This window comes from Aquabacterium sp. (assembly GCF_049317225.1).
Taxonomy (GTDB): Bacteria; Pseudomonadota; Gammaproteobacteria; order Burkholderiales; family Burkholderiaceae_C; genus Aquabacterium.
In genome coordinates this window covers 151415-170510 of record NZ_JBMOIR010000003.1, presented here as the reverse complement: position 1 = coordinate 170510, position 19096 = coordinate 151415, and the positions used below count along the sequence as shown (strand labels likewise).

Sequence of the window (19096 nt, the reverse complement as noted above, 5' to 3'; positions counted from 1 at the left end):
GCAATTTCTCATGACAGACAAGACCCCTGCGCAAGCCACTGGCACCGCTCAACCTCAGCTGATCTGGGATGACAGCAACATCCAGACTCACTACGCCAATGTCTGCAATGTGATGGGGACACGTGAAGAAGTGGCCCTGCTGTTTGGTGCTCATCAAGCCTGGCAGCAAGACCCCAAGGAAGTGCGCGTGGCCCTGTCCAACCGCATCGTCATGAACCCTTATGCCGCCAAGCGCTTGTTCACGCTGCTTGAAATCGCCATCAAGGAATATGAAACCCGTTACGGCGAACTGAAGCTGTAATTCACAGACGTACGCATGAACGCTGGCGAAGCTCTTTTGGTCTCGGATCCGTGGGGTGATGTCACCCGACTGGATGACACTGCTACCTACACAACGGCCTGGTTGAATCTCGCGATTCAGGGCCTTGGTGGCTCTGCCGCAGTGAGGGAATCCGTTCTGGTATTGGGGGCCGCCAATGTGGGCCCCTTCCATGCCAGAGCCCTGTGGCCAGAAGGGCAAGCCTGCTCTCCGGAGCTGTCTGCGGCGTGCGAACGTGTGTTGGCGGTGCGCTTGCCGATCGTGCAGCGCACACCTTCAGCCGGCGCGATTCAAGCATTGCCCATCATGGTGGGCAATGCCCTGATCGGTGTCGTGGGTGTGAGGTATGCCCAAGCGCAGGTTCCAGGCACATCGACAGACTGGTTGCGCTGGGGTTGTGGCTGGTTGGCGGCCCGGCATGCCTCATCGGATTCGGAAGACAGTGGGGCTTTGCGTGAGCGCCTCATGGTCGGTCTGGATTTGATGGCACTGGCATTGGGCGAATCCACGCTGGATGCCGCGTGCCAAGCTGTGGTGACCGAGGCCGCGCAGCGGCTGGGTGCCGATCGCGTGGCCCTTGGTTTCGTCAAAGGAAGCCGTGGCGTGCGAGTGGCAGCGCTGTCTCACACCGCCGACGTATCCCGACGTCAAGATTTGACGTTGGCCATCGAAGCAGCCATGACCGAGGCTGCAGATCAAGGTCGTCCCATTGCGTGGGTCGACGAACCGGATGAGACGGCCGCGCCAGACATCGTGCGGCGCGAGCACCAGCGGCTCACACGCGAGTTTGGTAACTGGCGCGTGCTGACCATCCCCTTTTCTGTGACCGTGGACGGTGAAGATGACCGTGAGCACGGTGTCTTCATGTTCGAGTGGTCTCCCGACCGTGATGCCTCCGAGCAGGAAGAGGCTCTGGCGGCGACCTTGCCCTCCATCGTGGGGCATGCCCTGATCATGAAGCGTCGACAGGATCGAACCTGGGCGAGCATGCTGGTGGACAGCATCAAGCGAGAGGCCAAGCATTTCGTGGGGCCACGGCACACCAAGCGCAAGCTGGCCGGACTGGCCTTGCTGGGGTTTCTGGCCTTTTGCGTGTTTGCCAAGGGTGACTTCCGCGTCAGCGGGGATGCTCGCCTGGAGGGGCGCGTCCGCCGCATGATCTCTGCTCCGTTTGATGGATTTGTGGCGTCAGCACAGGCGAGAGCAGGGCAAGTGGTCAAGCAAGGCCAATTGCTGGCCACGCTGGATGACCGCGAACTGCAGCTGGAGGCGTCTCGTTGGACCAGCCAACAATCGCAGTACACACAGCAAGCCAACGACGCCGAGGCGCAACGCAATCTGGCACAAATTCAGATTGCCAAAGCGCAAAGCGATCAGGCTTATGCGCAGCGACAGTTGTCTGAAAGCATGATGGACAAGGCGCGGGTCATTGCCCCCTTTGCCGGGTTGATTGTCAGTGGCGATTTGTCTCAACAGTTGGGTGGTGCCGTCAAAAAAGGGCAGCAACTCTTTGAAATTGCGCCGTTGGACGCCTGGCGCATCGTGCTCGAGGTGCCTGAATCCGACATCGGCCATGTCCGGGTGGGGCAACGCGGCAAGCTGGTTTTGACGGCGATGCCCGACAAGCCCCTGGATTTCGAGGTCACGCTGGTCACCGCTGTGGCGCACGCTGAACAGGGCAAGAACTTTTTCCGGGTGGAGGCCATGCCGCGCTCCAACCTGCCTGATCTGCGTCCTGGGATGCTGGGGCTTGGCAAGGTCACGGTCGGGGAGGCACGTCTGATCTGGATCTGGACGCGCAACTTGACCGACTGGATGAGGCTTCAGGCATGGTCCTGGCTGGGCGTGTGAGGCAGCACGCATGACGTCGGCGCTCTTCTCCTCGTCCTGGTACCGGGTCACAGACCTGAAACCACGCCTGCGCAACCAAGCCAGGCTGGTTCGCCACACCTACCGTGGACAACGTTGGCATGTGATGCAGGATTTGGCCAGTGGGCGTGTGATGCGGTTCAATCCGGCCGCATACCAGGTTCTGGCCTTGATGGATGGCGTGCGCACGCTGGATGACATCTGGCGTCAGGCTTGCCTGATCTTGGGCGACCAGGCACCCACGCAAGACGAAGTGCTCAGTCTGCTGGCGCAGTTGCACCAGGCCAATGTGCTGTTGACCGACAAGCAGCCGGATCTGGACGAGATCACGGAGCGAGGCGATCGGCTGCGCAAAGCCAAGTTGATGCAGTACTTGGCCAACCCACTGTCGGTCAAGCTGCCATTGTTCGATCCGGAGCCCATGATGAGTGCGCTGATGCGCTGGGTGCCGGGCGGGCTCTGGCCTTGGCTTTTGGCCTTGTGGGGCATGATCATTCTGGGGGGCATCGGGATGGCCGCCCTGCACTGGACGGAGCTCACCCACGATCTCACCTCTCGCGTCTTTACGAGCGACAACCTGCTGATCATGGCCTTGGTGTACCCGCTCGTGAAAGGGTTTCACGAGTTTGGGCATGCCTTGGCCATCAAGGCGGTAGGTGGTCGTTGTCGTGAAGTCGGCTTGATGTTTCTGGTGTTCATCCCCGTTCCCTACGTGGATGCGACGCAGTCAGTCATGCTGCCCAACAAGTGGCACCGATTCCTGATCGGTGGCGCAGGGATGCTGGCCGAGTTGGGCTTGGGTGCGATTGCGTTGTGGCTGTGGACACAGGCCAGCGGGGGCATCACTCAAGCGGTGCTTCATCAGGTGGTCATCCTGGCCGGGGTCACCACGGTGGTGTTCAACGCGAATCCATTGCTTCGGTTTGATGGCTACTACATGCTGTCTGATGCCTTGGAGATTCCCAATCTGGCGCAACGCGCCAACCTCTACGTCAGCTATCTGGCCAAGAAGTACCTCTTCCGCGTGGAGGCACGTCCACCTCTTCATCTGACGCCGCGCGAACCCGCCTGGTTGACCTTTTATGCCTTTGGTTCGGTCATTTACCGAACCATGGTCACCTTGTCGATCATCGTGCTCATCGCAGGCAAGTTCTTCGTATTTGGCGTCTTGCTGGCCATGTGGTCGGGCTACGGTCTCCTCATCAAGCCCTTGGTCAACTACGTCAAGTTTGTGCAGACCGATGCCAGCCTGGAGGGCGGACGCCAACGCGTGGTGATCGTGACCGCCGCCGCCGTCATGGCGGTGGCTGCGTTCATCGGATTTGTACCTGTCGCCAACTGGACCATGGCCGAAGGGATCATCTGGATGCCTGAGGAGTCTCGCGTTCGGGTGCCATCTACCTGTTTTGGCGCCAAGGTGTTGGCCAAACCGGGGCAGTTTGTTCAAGCTGGTCAACCACTGCTGTCCTGTGCCGAGCCTACGATCGAGGCACAAGTCGAGCAGGTGCAGGCCTCGGTGCGTGAGCAGGAGGCCCGGCTGGCTCTGGCGGAGACGACAGAGCGCGTCAATTTGCAAATTGCGCGGGCCGAGTTGACCTACCAGCTCCAGCGTCTCGCTGATCTGGAACAACGCCGCAACAACCTGGTGCTGCGGAGTTCACATGCCGGCCGGTTCGACATGGATGCGCCTGCAGATTTCGCTGGCAGCTATTACGACCGAGGCGCCGTGGTGGCCTATGTTCTGGATCCGTCTCGGTACACCTTGCTGACGGTGGTGCCTCAAGATCGTGTGGATCTGGTTCGGCAGCGCACAGAGAGTGTTGAAATCCGGTCTGTCGAAAGCTTGTGGCATGCCTTGCAGGCCCGGATCGTGCGCGAGGTGCCTGCGGCGAGCGCCGAATTGCCCAGCATGGCGTTGGCGCTGCAAGGGGGCGGCAAGATCGGTTTGAATCCGGACGCATCGTCCCGTCAGGAAACGCCTCAAGCTCTGGAGCCGCTCTTTCAGTTCGAGATGCAATTCTCGGGCGATGTGGCGCCGTCTTATCTGGGGGGGCGTGTGTATGTGCGTTTTGCGCACAAGCCAGAGCCGCTGGGAAGCCAGTGGTATCGCAGCCTGCGTCAGCAGTTCATGAAGCACTTCTCTGTGTGAGCACGAACATGTTTGCCCTGGCCCTGCGCTCCGACCCCTATCCACAGAAGCGAGACTGGCAGGATCTGTCTTGGCTTGACCGCGTGGGGGAGAGCTGGCGCATCCGGTCGACCAGCACGTGGCAGTTGCGCGCATCGCGTCGCCAGCAGGTCGTCGCATGGGTGGAGGAATGGGAGCCCTATTGGGCGGCGCTGTCGGAGACCGAGTTGGCGCAAGCGCGCACACAACTGCGCCGCGATCTGACACGCGCAGGCCTGAATGATGATCGCCTGGTCGCCAAAGCGTTTGGCCTGGTGCGGCTGATGTCTCGCCGCCTGCTGGGGATGGGGCATTTCTCGACCCAAATTGAGGGTGCGTTTGTGCTGCTGCATGGCAACGTGGCAGAGATGAACACGGGGGAGGGCAAGTCCCTCACGGCCACTTTGGCAGCGGCCACGGCTGCGCTGTCGGGCATGAAAGTGCATGTGGTCACCGTCAATGACTACCTGGCAGAGCGTGATGCAGCTCATTTCGGCCCCCTGTACGCGTCGTTGGGCCTGAGTTGCACACAGATAGGCGAGCAAACGCCGCCCTCAGACAAAGTCCGGCTGTACGCAGGCGACATCGTTTACTGCAATAACAAGACGCTGGTGTTCGACTACCTTCGAGACCGACTCACGCTCGGCGAACGGACCCAGCCCCTGCGCCTGGCCATGGATCTCATGACCGGACGAACCCGTCAGCCTCAGATGCAGGGTCTGCAGTTCGCCATCGTGGACGAGGCCGACAGCGTGTTTGTGGACGAGGCTCGTACGCCGCTGATCATTTCGGCAACGCGGCGCAGCGAAGAGGCAGAAGCCTTTTTCCGCGAAGCGATTGCCTTGGCCCGCAAGTTGGTGGAGGGCGAGGACTATGAGCTTGCGCCACGCGACCATCACGCAACACTGACTCGGGATGGCCGAGAGCGCCTCCAGCAGTTGACGCAGGACGAGCAGATGTCGCCCGTCTGGCAGAGCCCCTTGCGTGCGGAAGAAGCCGTGCTGCTTGCCCTTCAGGCCTTGCATGCTTTCGTGCCCGATGTGCATTACATCGTGCGCGAGGGCAAGGTCATGATCGTGGATGAGAACACGGGTCGGGTCATGCCGGATCGTTCGTGGGAACGAGGCCTGCAGCAACTCATCGAAGTCAAGGAAGGTGTCGAGCTGTCTGCCGAGAAGGAAACGATGGGGCGCATCAGCTACCAGATGTTCTTTCGCCGCTACCTCCGTCTGTCCGGGATGACCGGGACCTGCAAGGAAGTGTCCAAGGAGCTGGCTGAGGTCTACGGCTTGGGGGTGGTGAAGATCGCGCCTTATAAGCCGACGCTGAGACAGGCGCTGCCCGCGAAGCTGTATGCCACCAGCGGGCAGCGGTGGACTGCCGTGATGGAACGTATCCGCGTCATCGTGGCTGACGGGCGTCCCGTGCTGGTTGGCACGCGGTCGATCGCCGCCTCGGAAGAATTGAGTCGGTTGCTGACCCTGGCCGGTGTCAAGCACCAGGTCCTGAACGCCAAGCAGGACCAGGCAGAAGCGGAATTGGTGGCTGCAGCGGGTGAGGCCGGTTGCGTCACCATCGCCACCAACATGGCAGGGCGGGGTACCGACATCAAGCTGTCGGACGAGGTGTGCGCGCGCGGTGGTCTGCACGTGATCATCACCGAGGGGCATGATTCATCACGCATTGACCGTCAGTTGGCGGGACGCTGCGGTCGGATGGGGGATCCAGGCAGTTGGGAGGCGATGCTGTCCATGGATGACACCTTGGTGCAAGAAGCTTTCCCCATCATTCGAAGTCGTTTGCTGCGATGGCTGGTCAAGCCGGGCATGCAACGTGCAAGTCAGAAGATCGGCTTGACGTACTACAAGTGGGTGCAGCGTCGCGTTGAGCGGGCGCATGGCCTGGTCCGAAATCGGCTGTTGCGTTCGGATTTCAGTAGTCGTCAGGCTTTGTCGTTTACAGGAAAAATGGAATGAGTGTTTCTCGATTCAAGCAGGGACGTCGAGCAGGGCTGGTATCACTGGCTTGTGTGCTTTGGTTGGCCATGGGATCGGTGCAGGCCCAGCAGGCGCGCCCCAAACCCGCTGGAAACATCAGTTGCCTGATCCAGCCTTCTCAAGAAGTGAACGTGGGGACGCCGGTGGACGGCGTGCTGGAAACGGTCAATGTTGACCGCGGTGACATCGTCTCCCAAGGGCAACTGTTGGCCCGCCTCAATGCTGGCGTGGAGTCCGCCGCCGTGGACTTTCAATCGGCCAAGGCCGAGTTCGGTGCACGCAAGCACGCGCGCAATGCCGACCTGCAGCGCAAGCAACTGATCTCGACTCAGGAGTTCGACGAACTGGAGACCGAGTACAAGTTGTCTGAGCTGGAATTGCGTCAGCGACGTGAACAACTCAAGTTGCGGTCCATCGTCAGCCCAATCAGGGGGGTGGTTGTCGATGTTTATCGGCAACGTGGCGATTTGGTTCGCCAGGAAAAAATCTTTCGTGTGGTGCAATTGCAGCCGTTGCATGTTGAAACAGTGTTACCTGCCGCGCTGTTTGGCAAGTTAAGGGTCGATCAGGTGTATGACGTCTCACCAGAGTTGGGTGGTGGGCCGTTCAAGGCGAAAATTAGTCAGATCGACCGTGTAATTGACGCCGCAAGTGGTACGTTTCGCGTTAGGCTTCTGTTACAAAATCCACGGTTGGATATTCCGCCGGGGCAACGCTGCGCCATCAATTTCCCTCTCTGACCATGAAGAGCATTCATATGAACCAAACGCCTACCGTTGAAGCAGGTGTGTCGGCTCCCAAATTGAGCGTTGCCGTGGCCTTGGTGTTGGTGCCTTTGATGGCGCCTGCCGCGCCAACAGCGACGAACGGCAGCGAGACCGGGGTGGTGGTAGAGAGCCTGAATCGGTCAGATGCCGGTTCTGCTGCGGCCAAGCTCACAGGCAAGCCGAAGGCCGTGACGGCCAAGCCTCAGATCAAGTCGTCCATGCCCAAGCTGCAGACGTCGTTGTCTGGACTCAAGCTGTCGATGGCAGGCTTCAAGATTGAGGGCGATGTGCTGGTCTCCCAAGAGGGACTCAAGCAGGCCATGGCGCCTTGGGCGGATCGGGAGCTGGACTTCCCTGAGTTCGAGAAGGCTGTTCACGCGATTGCGGACTATCTCCGTAGCAACGGTCATCCGAACGTGAAGGTGCGCATTTCCCGCACAGCCATGCAGGAAGGGCAGATGGCCGTGGCGATTGAGGGCCTGACGCCGCGCTCCGAAGACTATGCGGCAGCCCCTGCCGTCACGCCGCGCATACAGGTCAAACAGTTCGTGGTCAAAGGCAATAGCGTGTTGACCGCTGCCGAAGTGCAGCAACTGGTGTCGCCGTGGGAAAACAAGGATCTGACGGTCGAGGAAATGCAGAAGCCTGCAGAGGCCATCGCAGCCATGATCCGTCAAAAGGGCTATCCGTTGGCCCAGGCTTTCTTGCCGCCGCAGCGAGTCGACGGTGGCACACTGGAAATTCAGGTCCAGGAGGGCGTGGTCGAGGCGGTGACCGTGCAAGGTGCCGGCAAGCGCATCAAGCCCGAAATCGTGACCGCCGTGGTGGCCAATGGCGCACCAGCAGGCAAGCCGCTCAAGGGCGAAGCGCTGGAGCAAAGCCTGTTGGTTGCCAACGAATATCCTGGCGTGCAAGTCAAGGCCCAGTTGGTTCCAGGCACTCAGCCCGGTACCACTGTGGTTCAAACACAAGTGGAAGAAGGCAAGCTGGTCACCGGCTCGGCCACGTTGGACAACTACGGCAACAAACACTCGGGTGATGTGCGCTTGAGCGTGGCCGCCGCGCTGAATAGCCCGAGCGGTCATGGTGAGACATGGTCCTTCAACGCCAGCGGCTCTGATGGTTCGTCCAGTGGGCGAATCGGCGTGCAAGCGCCAGTGGGCACGCGTGGCGCTCGTGTAGGTGCCTCGTATTCCGTGGCCAATGTGGACACCAAGGCCAGCGTGATTCCGGTCAACCTGGACGGCAGTGTCGAGGCGGGCTCCTTGTTTGGCAGCTATCCGATCTTCCGCAGCGCGACATCAAACCTGTTCGCAGTTGGTGCTTTTGACCAAAAGCGCATGCAGCACAACATCGAAGGCAGCAACTTCAGCGACCGCACGGTGCAGATGTTGACGCTGGGTCTGTCTGGTGACGGCTTGGCGCGACTGGGCAACTACAACTGGGGTGTCAGTCTGGCCGCGGGTAAGGCTGACTTGTCGGACAACCTGGGTAACGAGTTGCGCGACGCCGAAACCACTCGCACAGCAGGACATTTCAAGAAGGGCAACGCCAACGTCAATGGCACTGGCGTGATCCCGGCGTTCGGTCCAGCTTGGAGTGTCTACGCCTCGCTGTCAGGACAGTGGGCGAACAAGAACCTGGATAACGCTGAAAAGTTCCAGTTGGGCGGCCCCAATGGCGTCCGCGCCTATCCTGTGGGTGAGGGCTATGGCGACACTGGCTTGTTGGCGTCTTTGGAGCTGCGTCGCACGCTGGGCAGCTACCGCTGGGGGGACCTCTCGCTCTTCGGCTTCTGGGACTATGGCCGCGTGACCCAATACAAGCGGACCTGGAATGGTTGGACCACCACCGACCTGTCCAACCCCAACACGTATGACCTGCAGGGCTTCGGCTTTGGCCTGAATCTGATCAAGAAGGACGTTGGTTCCCTCAAGGTCATGTTCGCCCAAAAGCTGGGCGACAACCCCAATCCGACCATTACCGGCAAGGACAACGACGGTACCAACCGTTCTGCCCGTATCTGGATCATCGGCACTGTCAGCTTCTGACGAACGGCCCGTCACAAGGAACAATCATGGCTTACCTCGACACGCCGAAAATTCGCCTGCTGCCTTTCATCCTGGCAGCCACGTTCAGCCCTTCGTCTCTGGTGATTGCAGGTACTGTGGCCAACAGCGCTTTGCCCACAGGTGGGCAGATCGTGTCTGGAGCAGGTTCGATTTCCCAGACCGGGTCCGTCCTGAACATTCAGCAGCAGACCAGCAAACTGATCACCAATTGGGAGACGTTCAACATCGGCGCTGGCGCTGCGGTGAACTTCTTCCAGCCATCGGTTGATGCGATTGCGCTGAACCGGGTGCTGTCCGCGGATCCATCTCAGATTCTGGGGCGACTGCAGGCCAATGGCCAGGTGGTGCTGATCAACCCCATGGGGGTGGTGTTCGGGGCTGGTTCTCGTGTGGACGTGGGTGGTTTGGTCGCTGGTGCCATGCAGATGACCGACTCTGACTTCCTGTCGAGCAAGCTGCGATTCACGCAACCTAACGCCGCGGCCAAGGTCGAGAACTTCGGTACTTTGGTCAGCCGTGAGGGCGGCTATGTCGCGCTGCTGGGTGCCCAGGTGAACAACGCCGGCCAGATCGTGACGCCAAAGGGCAGCACGGTGTTGGCAGCAGGCGATCAGATCACCCTGAACATGGGTGTGACTGGCTTGGTGTCGGTCAATGTGGCTGCGGGCACTGACTCGGCGCGGGTGGACAACTCCGGCTTGATCATTGCAGACGGTGGCAACGTGATGTTGACGGCACAAAGCGCGTCACCCATGTTGGCCTCGGCCGTGAACCAGACAGGCACGGTGCGCGCCAACTCGCTGGCCCAGCGTAACGGTGAAATCTGGATCGAAGCCAAGGGCGGTCAAACCACGATCAGTGGGACCACCCAGGCGGCGGGGGCAAACGCCGGTGAGACTGGTGGTCGCATCGTGGCGACCGGCGACAAGGTCGTGCTGCAGTCGGGATCCAAGCTGGACGCCAGTGGCGTCGCGGGCGGTGGTCAAGTTCTGGTTGGTGGCGGCTGGCAGGGGAAAGACGCCAGCATCACCAATGCCCAGACGGTGACGCAAGAGGCTGGCAGCACCATTTCGGTGGACGCCACAGGCTCGGGTCATGGTGGCAAGGCCGTGCTGTGGTCTGAACAGGCCACGCAGATGGCTGGTGCCATCAGTGCGCGTGGTGCTGGTGCAGGCAAGGGCGGGCAGGTCGAAACCTCGTCCAAGGGAGCTTTGGGTCTGACCGGCGAGGTCAACATCGGCGCCGAAAGTGGTAAGGGCGGCAACTGGTTGCTCGACCCGACCGATTTGACGGTGACGGCGACCGGCACTGAGCCCAACTCGGTTTCCAACACGTCGATTCAGAATACGCTGAACACCGGCGGGACGACCGTGACCCTTCAGGCCACGAACAACATCACCGTCAACGCCGATATTTCGAAGACTGCGGGCGCGAAGTCCACCTTGGTGTTCGACACCCTGACGGGTGGTTCCGGGACTGGTTCGATTGTTGTTAACAAACAGATCTCGTCGATTGCCGGGGCTCTGGACATCAATTTCGGTGCGAGCTCATCGGATTCCGGTGGCACGGTGACCTTGAACAACACGCTCGCCACAAACGGGGGCGATGTCAACTTCTTCAAGGCCACGACCCTGGCTCACACCACGCCCATCTCGACCAAAATCACCGAATCGAGTGGTGCGCAGTCTGGGGACGTGATTTTCTGGCAAGACGTGAAGCTGGCCGCGCCAGAGTATTCCGTCACCATCAACACGCAAGGGCCACAAAACGGTGGCAACTTCACGGGCCGTGGCGGCAACATTGAGTTCAAAGGCAACATCACGTCGGCGGCCCCTTCGGCGACCTTGCCAGAGTACCCGCAGGCTCTGATCCTGAACACCACCGGTGCTGACACCGGTACGCCATCGATTGGCCCTGGCACCATTACGTTAGGCTCATCGGCCGCGAACTACATCGGTGGGACAGGTACTCAAGCTTTGCGCAGCCTGTCTCTGATCGGCCCGCAGGCGATTACGCTGAATGCCGCAACAGTCAACCTGTTCTCGACATCCGGTGACGTCATCACGGCTTCGTCACTGCTGGGTACACCTCAGTTGGTGTTGAATGCCGCCAATACAGTCATCAACGTCAAGGGTGGTACATACGGTAGCAATACCGGCTATGCGGACTACCAGCAAACCACGTTTGACATCACGAAGACGGCAGGGGCCAAAACCCTGACCATCAATGCGGACCGATCGATCAAGATCAAAAACCGATTGATTGATGGCTCCACAACATCCGGCACGCTGGATGTGGCGTTGAACTCCTTCCAGGCGGCCGGCGCCATCGGTGGCGCTGTGGTACTGGACACGGCAGCCATCCGCAGTAATGGCGGCAATATCAACATTGGGTCGCTGGCCACGGCCGCGACGGGTTTCGGTAGTGATCTGGAAGGGATCACCAACGGCGTTTACATCAAGAACGGTGAATTGACATCGGCCGGTGGTGACATCAGCATCTACGGCAGCGGCCCGCTGACCACCGATGCTGGGGCTGCGGTGCGCATTGTGGGGGCGCTGACCAACATCAATGCACAAGCGGGTGACCTCACGATCATGGGGGCCCAGTCGAAGTACGCGGCGGCAGGCACGAAGGATGCCGTCATCATCGGTGAGGGCGGCAATGCTCGCTCGACACTGCAGACCACCACCGGCAACATCTACATCACGGGTGATGCCAGCGGCGTGGGTTCGGACAGCTCCGTGACCGGTGGCACGCGCTACGACGGCGTGGTGGTGTCATCGCGCTCCTTGATCCAGTCCACCTCGGGCAACATCACCATCGTGGGTAAGGGTGGTGGTGGTGACAAGAGCTTCATCGATGAAAACCACGGTATCCGACTTGAGGACACCGCGACCAGCATCGTCTCCTCGTCGGGCAACATTTCGCTGTATGGCAGCAGTGGCGGCAAGACATCGGCCACGCAAGGCAGCAACAGTTTCGGCCTGTACGGTGTGGGCAACACCATGTACATCGGTTCTGGTGAGGGTGCTTACAACCCCTCGACGTTGCTGCTGACATCTGGTCCGACCGCGACCGGTGTCATCACACTGGCTGCTGATAGCATGAACTTTGTGAACACCTCGACGGCACGCCTGAAGGTGGCATCGGCTGGTGAGTTGCGCATTCACACTGAACACGCAAACACCAACATCGAGTTGGGCACTGCGGGTGGTGTGGCCGAGGCCAGCGATCCCGCTCAACTGAAGTTGTTCTTGGGAAGCAACTGGTTCAACGGTGGCTCGCTGGGTATCTTCCAGCCTGGCTTCTCTGACGTGGTGATCGGTCATGCTGCGTCTGCAACGTCAGCGTCCTCGATCAACGCGTTGCTTGGCTCGACCGGTTCGCTGACAGTGGCCGCTGCCACCACCATGCGTGATCACGCTGTGCTGGAAATGGACGGGGTCGGTGGTCGCGTGGCCTTGAACGCCGCCTTGACGGTGCAAGGCAACAGTGCTGGTGGAGCTGACACAGCTCGGACTTTGACCATCAACACCCAGGCTGGTGCGGTGGGTACAGGTACCTTGACGGTCAACAGCTTGCAGTTGCTGGGCAGTGGTGACAATGTTCTGACAGGTCCGAACCTGGTGAGCCATCTGGCTGCCAATTTGACAGACGACCTGATCTTCAAGAACGCTCAGGCTTTGGCTGTGGACACGGTGGGGGCACTGGATAAGGCCTCTGCTGGGTCTACCAACTGGTTGGGTGGTGCACAAGCCGCCACGGTGGGGATCACGACCACTGACGATACGGTGTCTTTGCTGACCACCACGGGTGATCTGACGCTGAAGCAGAACATTTCGGCCGGGACCACTTCGGGCGTGACCAGTTTGCTGGCGGACCAAGGTGCAGTCACCGAAGTGAACACGGCTCACGTGAGCTCCTCCAGCCTGTACGTGGGGGCCCGCGATACCTCCAAGCTGCGCAACGACAACGTTGTGAGCACCTTGGCCTCGAACGTGGTTCAAGGTAGTCTGGAGTTCCGCAATACGGTGTCGTTGAACATCGGTTCCGTGTCTGCTCTCGAGCCTGTGGTGCTGACAAGCGGCACTCAGACCAACACCCACACAGGCATCACCGTGCGCGACACGTTGGCCTTGTATCAGTCGGGTGGCGATCTCACCCAGACCCAGGACATCAGCGCTGACAAGCTGCAACTCACATCGGATGCGGGCAACATCGATCTTGGCCGCACCACCAATGATGTCAACACGATCGCTGCAACCCTGACCGGTGCGGGCAAGTGGTTGGCGTACAAGGACAAGGATGACCTCACGGTCGGAACCGTCAGCAGCACCTTGGGTGCTTCTGGCGCGACCTTGACCCTCAATGGCGTGACCACCAGCAATGGCAACGTGACCCTGGCGGCCTCGTCGAATGGTGCTGCCGCTTCGACGGACCTGACCGTTGCACAGTCCATCACTGCGGGCAGTGCGACTGTCGATCTGTACTCTGGTCAAGGTGCCATCAACGAGACCGGTACCGCCATCGTGAGTGCCGACAAGTTGCGACTGAATGCAGTCAATACCTCGTTGCTGAACAATGCCAATGCCGTGAGCCGCTTGGCCGCATCCATCACGGGTGCATCTCAAGGTCTGGACTTCACCAATGCCATCGCACTGAACATCGACAGCATTGGTGCAACCTATCCTTCGCTGGGTTCGACCCTCAACGGGGTGACCTTGGGTACGGTGGCTGCGCGCGGCAAGCTGTTCCTCGATACGCGAGGCGCGACCTCCGGGGAGCGTACGATCACGCAATCGGCCACGGCGCCGATCACCGCAGGCGACATGCTGCTGCTGTCTGACAGTAATGTCACCTTGACCGTTGCGAACAACGACGTGGCCAAGTTGGCAGCCAACACCGGTGGCCACAACCTGCGCTACGTGGACGCCAACAACGTTGCCATCGGTACGCTTGACCGCAATGCGGATGCCTCGGCGACCACTGCAGGCATCACGGCCGGCACGACCACGGGTGGTGCAACGGTGGCCTTGCAGTCCGTCGCAGGCGCGATCACGCAAGATGCGACGTCGCCTGTCACGACGCAATACTTGACCTTGCAAGCCGCCACGGGCGTCACCGTGGACAACACCACCAACGACGTGGCCGTGCTTGCCGGTCGAGTCTCTGGCGCCGGCCAGTTTGTCTACTCCGATAAAAATGCCCTGGAGGTGGGGGCCACGACCGATGTGTCAGGTGCAACGCTGTTGGGTGTTCAAACCAACAACGGTCAGATTCGTTTGTCCGCTTCGAAGGACGCAGCATCGACTTCGGGTGACCTGAACCTCACTCAGGACGTCATCGCCGGTGGTGCCTCCACCATGACCTTGGAAGCCCTGAAGGGCGCCATTACCGAGACCAGCAACGTTGACATCACCGCGAGCTATTTGCTGATCAACGCGTTCAACACGACGCGCTTGGAAAACACCGGCGCCTCGGGCAAGCATCTGATTGGTACCCTGGCAGCCAATATCACCGGTGATGCAGCCGACTTCAGTTTCCGCAACGATCAAGCGCTGACGATTGCTTCCGTCACGGGGCAAGACACCTCGGTGGCGACCGATGGTGTGGCCACCAAGGGTGGCAGCGTGCAGGTGGCCACGCTCACGGGTGATTTGACCGTGACGAAGAACGTGACCGCAGGTACCAACGGTTCTGTTGATTTGCGTGCCGGTGGCAGCAGCGACATCGCCATCAATGGTGCAACGATTGCATCGACCAACGGCGCAGCAAGCGGTAACGGTACCGTTCAGCTGGTCGCCGGACGCAACATCTCGACCAACACAGCGAACAGTTCGACCACCGCCTTGCCAGAGATCCGCACCGCGGGCGACGTCTTGTTGCAAGCCGTGGGCACAATCGGCGCAGACGGTCAGCGCATTGAGTTGCAAGATGTCGCAACGCTGGCCACTTTGGCAGGTGGCAACACATGGCTGCGTAAGCTCGATGGCACGGACAATGATCTGACCATCGGCTCGGTTGCAGCCCTGCACACAGGCGTTGCCTTTGGTGGCGTGGTTGCCAGCCGTGCAGGCTTGGTCACCACCGTTGGCAGCAACGGTGCCATCGCGTTGAACAATGCGGCAGGCAGCCTGACGGTACTCAGCGATGTCTCTGCAAATGGCACGGGTACCGTTGACTTGCGTACCGCTGGCACGGGTAATGCGATCGCCATCAATGGCGCCACCATCAGCTCCGGCTCTGGTCAGGTCCAGTTGATTGCCAGCGGCAACATCAGCACCAACTCGGCCAATGGCGTCAAAAATGAAATCGCCACCACCGGCAATGCGCTGTTGGTTTCTGGCGGCAGCATTGGCGCCGACGGCTATCGCATCGAAACGTCGGGTGTTTCGACGCTGGCAGCCGAATCGGTCGGGGCGCAGTGGCTCCGTCAGACCTTGGGTAGCCTCACCTTGGGCAGCGTGACCGCTTTGACGCCGGGGGATGACCTCATCGACGTGGCTGCTTTGAGCAAAAACGGCTTGGTGACGAAGAGCGGGGACGCATCCATCGCCTTGAATGTGGCGTCAGGTGACCTGACCGTGTTGAAGGACGTGGTTGCCAACGGCAACGGCAGCATTGATCTGCGTGTCAAGGATGGTGCCGTGGCGATCAACGGGGCCACTTTGAAGTCGGGCTCGGCTGGTGCAGGCAACGGCGGTATCCAGGTTTTGGCCAGTGGCGACATCACCACCACAACCGACAACGGAGACACCACCGAAATCGCTACAGCAGGCAACGTTCTGTTGGTATCAGGTGGCGCTGTCGGGGTCGATGGCAAGCGCATTGAAACAGCGGGCGTGAACACGCTCGCCGTGGAATCTGCTGGCGCACAGTGGCTGCGTCAGACGCAGGGGGCCTTGAAGGTGGGCGCCGTGTCGGCCTTGCTGTCCGGTGATGATGCGCTCGACGTCGCTGCCGTCAGCAAGGACGGGTTGGTAACCACAGCGGGCAATGCGCCCATCGCACTGTCCGTGACATCGGGCCACCTGACGGTGGCCAAGGATGTTGTGGCCAATGGCAACGGGACGGTGGACTTGCGTGCGAAGGCCGGCAAGGTCATTCTGGACGCCGCCTCCCTGAAGTCCGGTGCGACTGGCGCCGGCACTGGCACCATCCAGATCGTTGCAAGCGACAGCATCACCACCACGACCGATAACGGCTCCACGGCCGAAATCGCTACAGCAGGTAACGTGCTGCTGAATTCGGGGGGCACCATTGGCGCGGATGGCAAGCGCATCGAATTGGCCGGTGTGAGCACGCTGGCCGCTGAGTCGGCGGGGGCGCAGTGGCTGCGCCAAACCACTGGCAGCCTGACTTTGGGCAGCGTCACGGCGCTGACTCCAGCTGACAGCAGCGTCGATATTGCCGCGGTCAGCAAAGACGGGCTGGTGACGACGGCCAACAGCGCGGCGATTGCGTTGAATGTGTCGGCTGGTGATCTGACGGTTTCCAAGAATGTGGTCGCCAATGGCAATGGCAACATCGATTTGCGTGCCAAGGCTGGCAACGTGGCCATCAACGGCGCCACCCTCAAGTCCGGTAGCGCTGGCGCGGGTTCGGGCACGATTCAGGTGATCGCCAGCGGCAACATCTCGACGAACACCGCCAACGGCGCCACGGACGAGATCGCCACGACCGGCAATGCGCTTCTGGTGGCTGGTGGTGACATCGGTGCAGATGGTCAACGGATCGAGTCGGCTGGGGTCAATACCTTGGCTGCTCAATCTGGCGGGAGCCAATGGCTGCAGCAAACCACCGGTGCGTTGACCTTGGGGGCGGTGACAGCACTGACTCCGGGTGACAACACCGTGGACATGACGGCAGTCAGCAAAAACGGGCTGGTAGCCACCGCGACCGCACAGTCGATTGCCGTGCAAACGCTCAATGGCGGTTTGACAGTGAACAAGGCCGTTACGGCGACGGGCGGCAAGGTCACCTTGGGGGCCTCTGCTGGTGTGACGCAATCGACGTCGGCCGATGCTGCCATCACGGCAGATCAGTTGCGCGTGGTGGCAGGTAACGGTCATGCCTCACTGGAGAACGCCGCCAACGCTGTGAACACGCTGGCAGCAGCGGTCACGGGTGGGGACGTCACGTTTGTGAATAACCAGGCCTTGACCATCGGAACGGTGAACACCGGTACCGATGCAGGTCAGACACAAGGTGTCAAGACCAACACGGCCGGCAAGGCCATCACGATCCAGACCCGCACTGGCAACATCGCCTTGGCACAGCAGGTAACCACCACCGCTGACGCGGGATCGACCGATGTGGTGACCCTGTCTGCAGCCGGTGGCATCACCCAAACCACTGGCGTGTTGACAGCGTCTCAGGCTCGCTTGCTGACTTCGGCAGGGGGCGCGGCCTTGAGCAACAGCGCCAACACCGTTGGCAAACTGGCGGCGGGTGTCACCGGTGGCGGCTTGACCTTCGTGAACAGCGCAGCCTTGTCGCTGGGCGCGGTGACCACGCCGACCACCTTGCTGTCGGGCTCGACCACGGGTGTAACCGCCACGGCCGGCGTGGACGTGAGCACCGTGTCAGGTGACTTGTCTGTCGACGGTGCGCTGAATGCTGGTGGTGCAGTGGCTCTGAATGCTGCGGGTGCGCTGGTGCTGAACCAGTCCATCGTGACGACGTCCACTGCGACCCTGACAGCGGGAGACAGCCTGACGGTCAACAAGGACATCACGGCCTCCGGTGCAGATCTGACGGCAGGCACCGCTCTGACGCAGGGCAACGGCAACATCCATGTCGGCACAGGTACCTTGACCTTGGTCGCTCTGGATGGCGGCGTGAACCAAGCTGGCACAGGCACCATCACCGCAGGGCGTTTGGCCGTCGATGCCACGGCGTCGAGCAGCCTCATGAATGCCGGCAACACGGTAGGCGTGCTGGCAGCCCGTACTGTCAACAGTGGCAGCGCCTTCGCCTTCACCAACGCATCGGATCTGGTGATCGGTAGCGTCGCAGGGCTGGATGGCATCACATCTGCTGGCACGGTCGAAGTTCAGGTACCCGCTCACAGCATCACGGTGAACAAGCCGGTGTCTGGTGTGGGGACGGGCTTCAACGCCAATGCCGTGGTGCTGCGTGCCGGCGGCCGCTTCTACAACAACGTGGGTAGCGCTGCCGTATCGGCCAGCAACGGGCGTTGGTTGATCTACGACGACAACCCCTACCTGCTGAATCCCGAGATGAACGGCTTGGCCCGCGACTTCATCCTGGTGCGGACCCGTTACGACGATTACCCGCCCACGACCGTGGTTGAGCAGGGCAACGGTTACATCACAACGGCCGACTACATCCCGACCGAAGACGCCGCCATGATGGCGAAGTCGACGTCCGGAGTGTCCTTGGGATATGGCTTCCCATTGACGGGTTCCGTGATGACCACGTATCCGAGCCAGCCGAATGGCTACATCGCCATCGGTCAACCGTTCACACCGCCCACCACCTTTGCGCCGGTTCAGTTGTTCGCCGCCGGTGCTCAGGTGCCAGAGGAGCCCTTGCTGGTCCCGGTACTGGTGTCGGTCGAGCCAGGTCAGCACTTCCAGACTTCGCTGTCGTATGTCAGCGGCTTTGGTGAGGTGGTGGCCGTCACGCTGGCGGATGGTCAAGCCTTGCCTGTGTGGATGAACTTCGACAAGTCGACCTTGCGTCTGTTCGGTACCCCACCGAAGGGCGAGCCCCGTGACGTGGCCCTGCTGGTCCAGGTCAAGGAAGGTGAAAACGGCAAGACACGTCGTTTCAACCTGAAGGTTCAGGTCAGTAAGGCGGAGTGATGGTCCTCTGGCGTGGATTGTGGTTGTTTCTGTGCAGCGTTCCCGTTCTGGGAACCGCCGCACAGCTGCCGC

Annotated in this window: 7 protein-coding genes; all 7 read left to right on the top strand. The window is 60.7% G+C overall.

Going from position 1 to position 19096, the window contains the following annotated elements; genetic code table 11:
- The first annotated feature begins 10 nt into the window (after positions 1–10).
- Genes ACOYNB_RS04035 through ACOYNB_RS04005 form a run of 7 tightly spaced genes read left to right on the top strand, consistent with a single transcriptional unit; the run spans position 11 to position 19024 of the window.
- Positions 11–301, top strand: a complete 291-nt coding sequence (locus tag ACOYNB_RS04035; RefSeq protein WP_422837836.1) for a DUF3467 domain-containing protein — start codon at positions 11–13, stop codon at positions 299–301.
- 15 nt (positions 302–316) lie between these two features.
- Positions 317–2170, top strand: coding sequence for an efflux RND transporter periplasmic adaptor subunit (locus tag ACOYNB_RS04030; RefSeq protein ID WP_422837835.1), 1854 nt, complete (start codon positions 317–319; stop codon positions 2168–2170).
- Positions 2171–2180: 10 nt separating this feature from the next.
- Entirely contained in the window at positions 2181–4337 is a 2157-nt protein-coding gene (locus ACOYNB_RS04025) for a PqqD family peptide modification chaperone (protein ID WP_422837834.1), read from the top strand.
- Positions 4334–6331 carry a prepilin peptidase gene (locus ACOYNB_RS04020; RefSeq protein WP_422837833.1) on the top strand — a complete coding sequence of 666 codons (1998 nt, stop codon included), beginning with the start codon at positions 4334–4336 and terminating at the stop codon, positions 6329–6331. The genes ACOYNB_RS04025 and ACOYNB_RS04020 overlap by 4 nt, the downstream gene beginning before the upstream one ends.
- Complete coding sequence (locus ACOYNB_RS04015) at positions 6328–7092, top strand: efflux RND transporter periplasmic adaptor subunit (RefSeq protein ID WP_422837832.1); 765 nt, start codon at positions 6328–6330, stop codon at positions 7090–7092. Before ACOYNB_RS04020 ends, ACOYNB_RS04015 begins: the two co-directional genes overlap by 4 nt.
- Positions 7093–7109: 17 nt before the next feature.
- Positions 7110–9170, top strand: coding sequence for a ShlB/FhaC/HecB family hemolysin secretion/activation protein (locus ACOYNB_RS04010; RefSeq protein WP_422837831.1), 2061 nt, complete (start codon positions 7110–7112; stop codon positions 9168–9170).
- Positions 9171–9196: 26 nt separating this feature from the next.
- Entirely contained in the window at positions 9197–19024 is a 9828-nt protein-coding gene (locus ACOYNB_RS04005) for a filamentous hemagglutinin N-terminal domain-containing protein (RefSeq protein ID WP_422837830.1), read from the top strand.
- Positions 19025–19096: the final 72 nt, after the last annotated feature.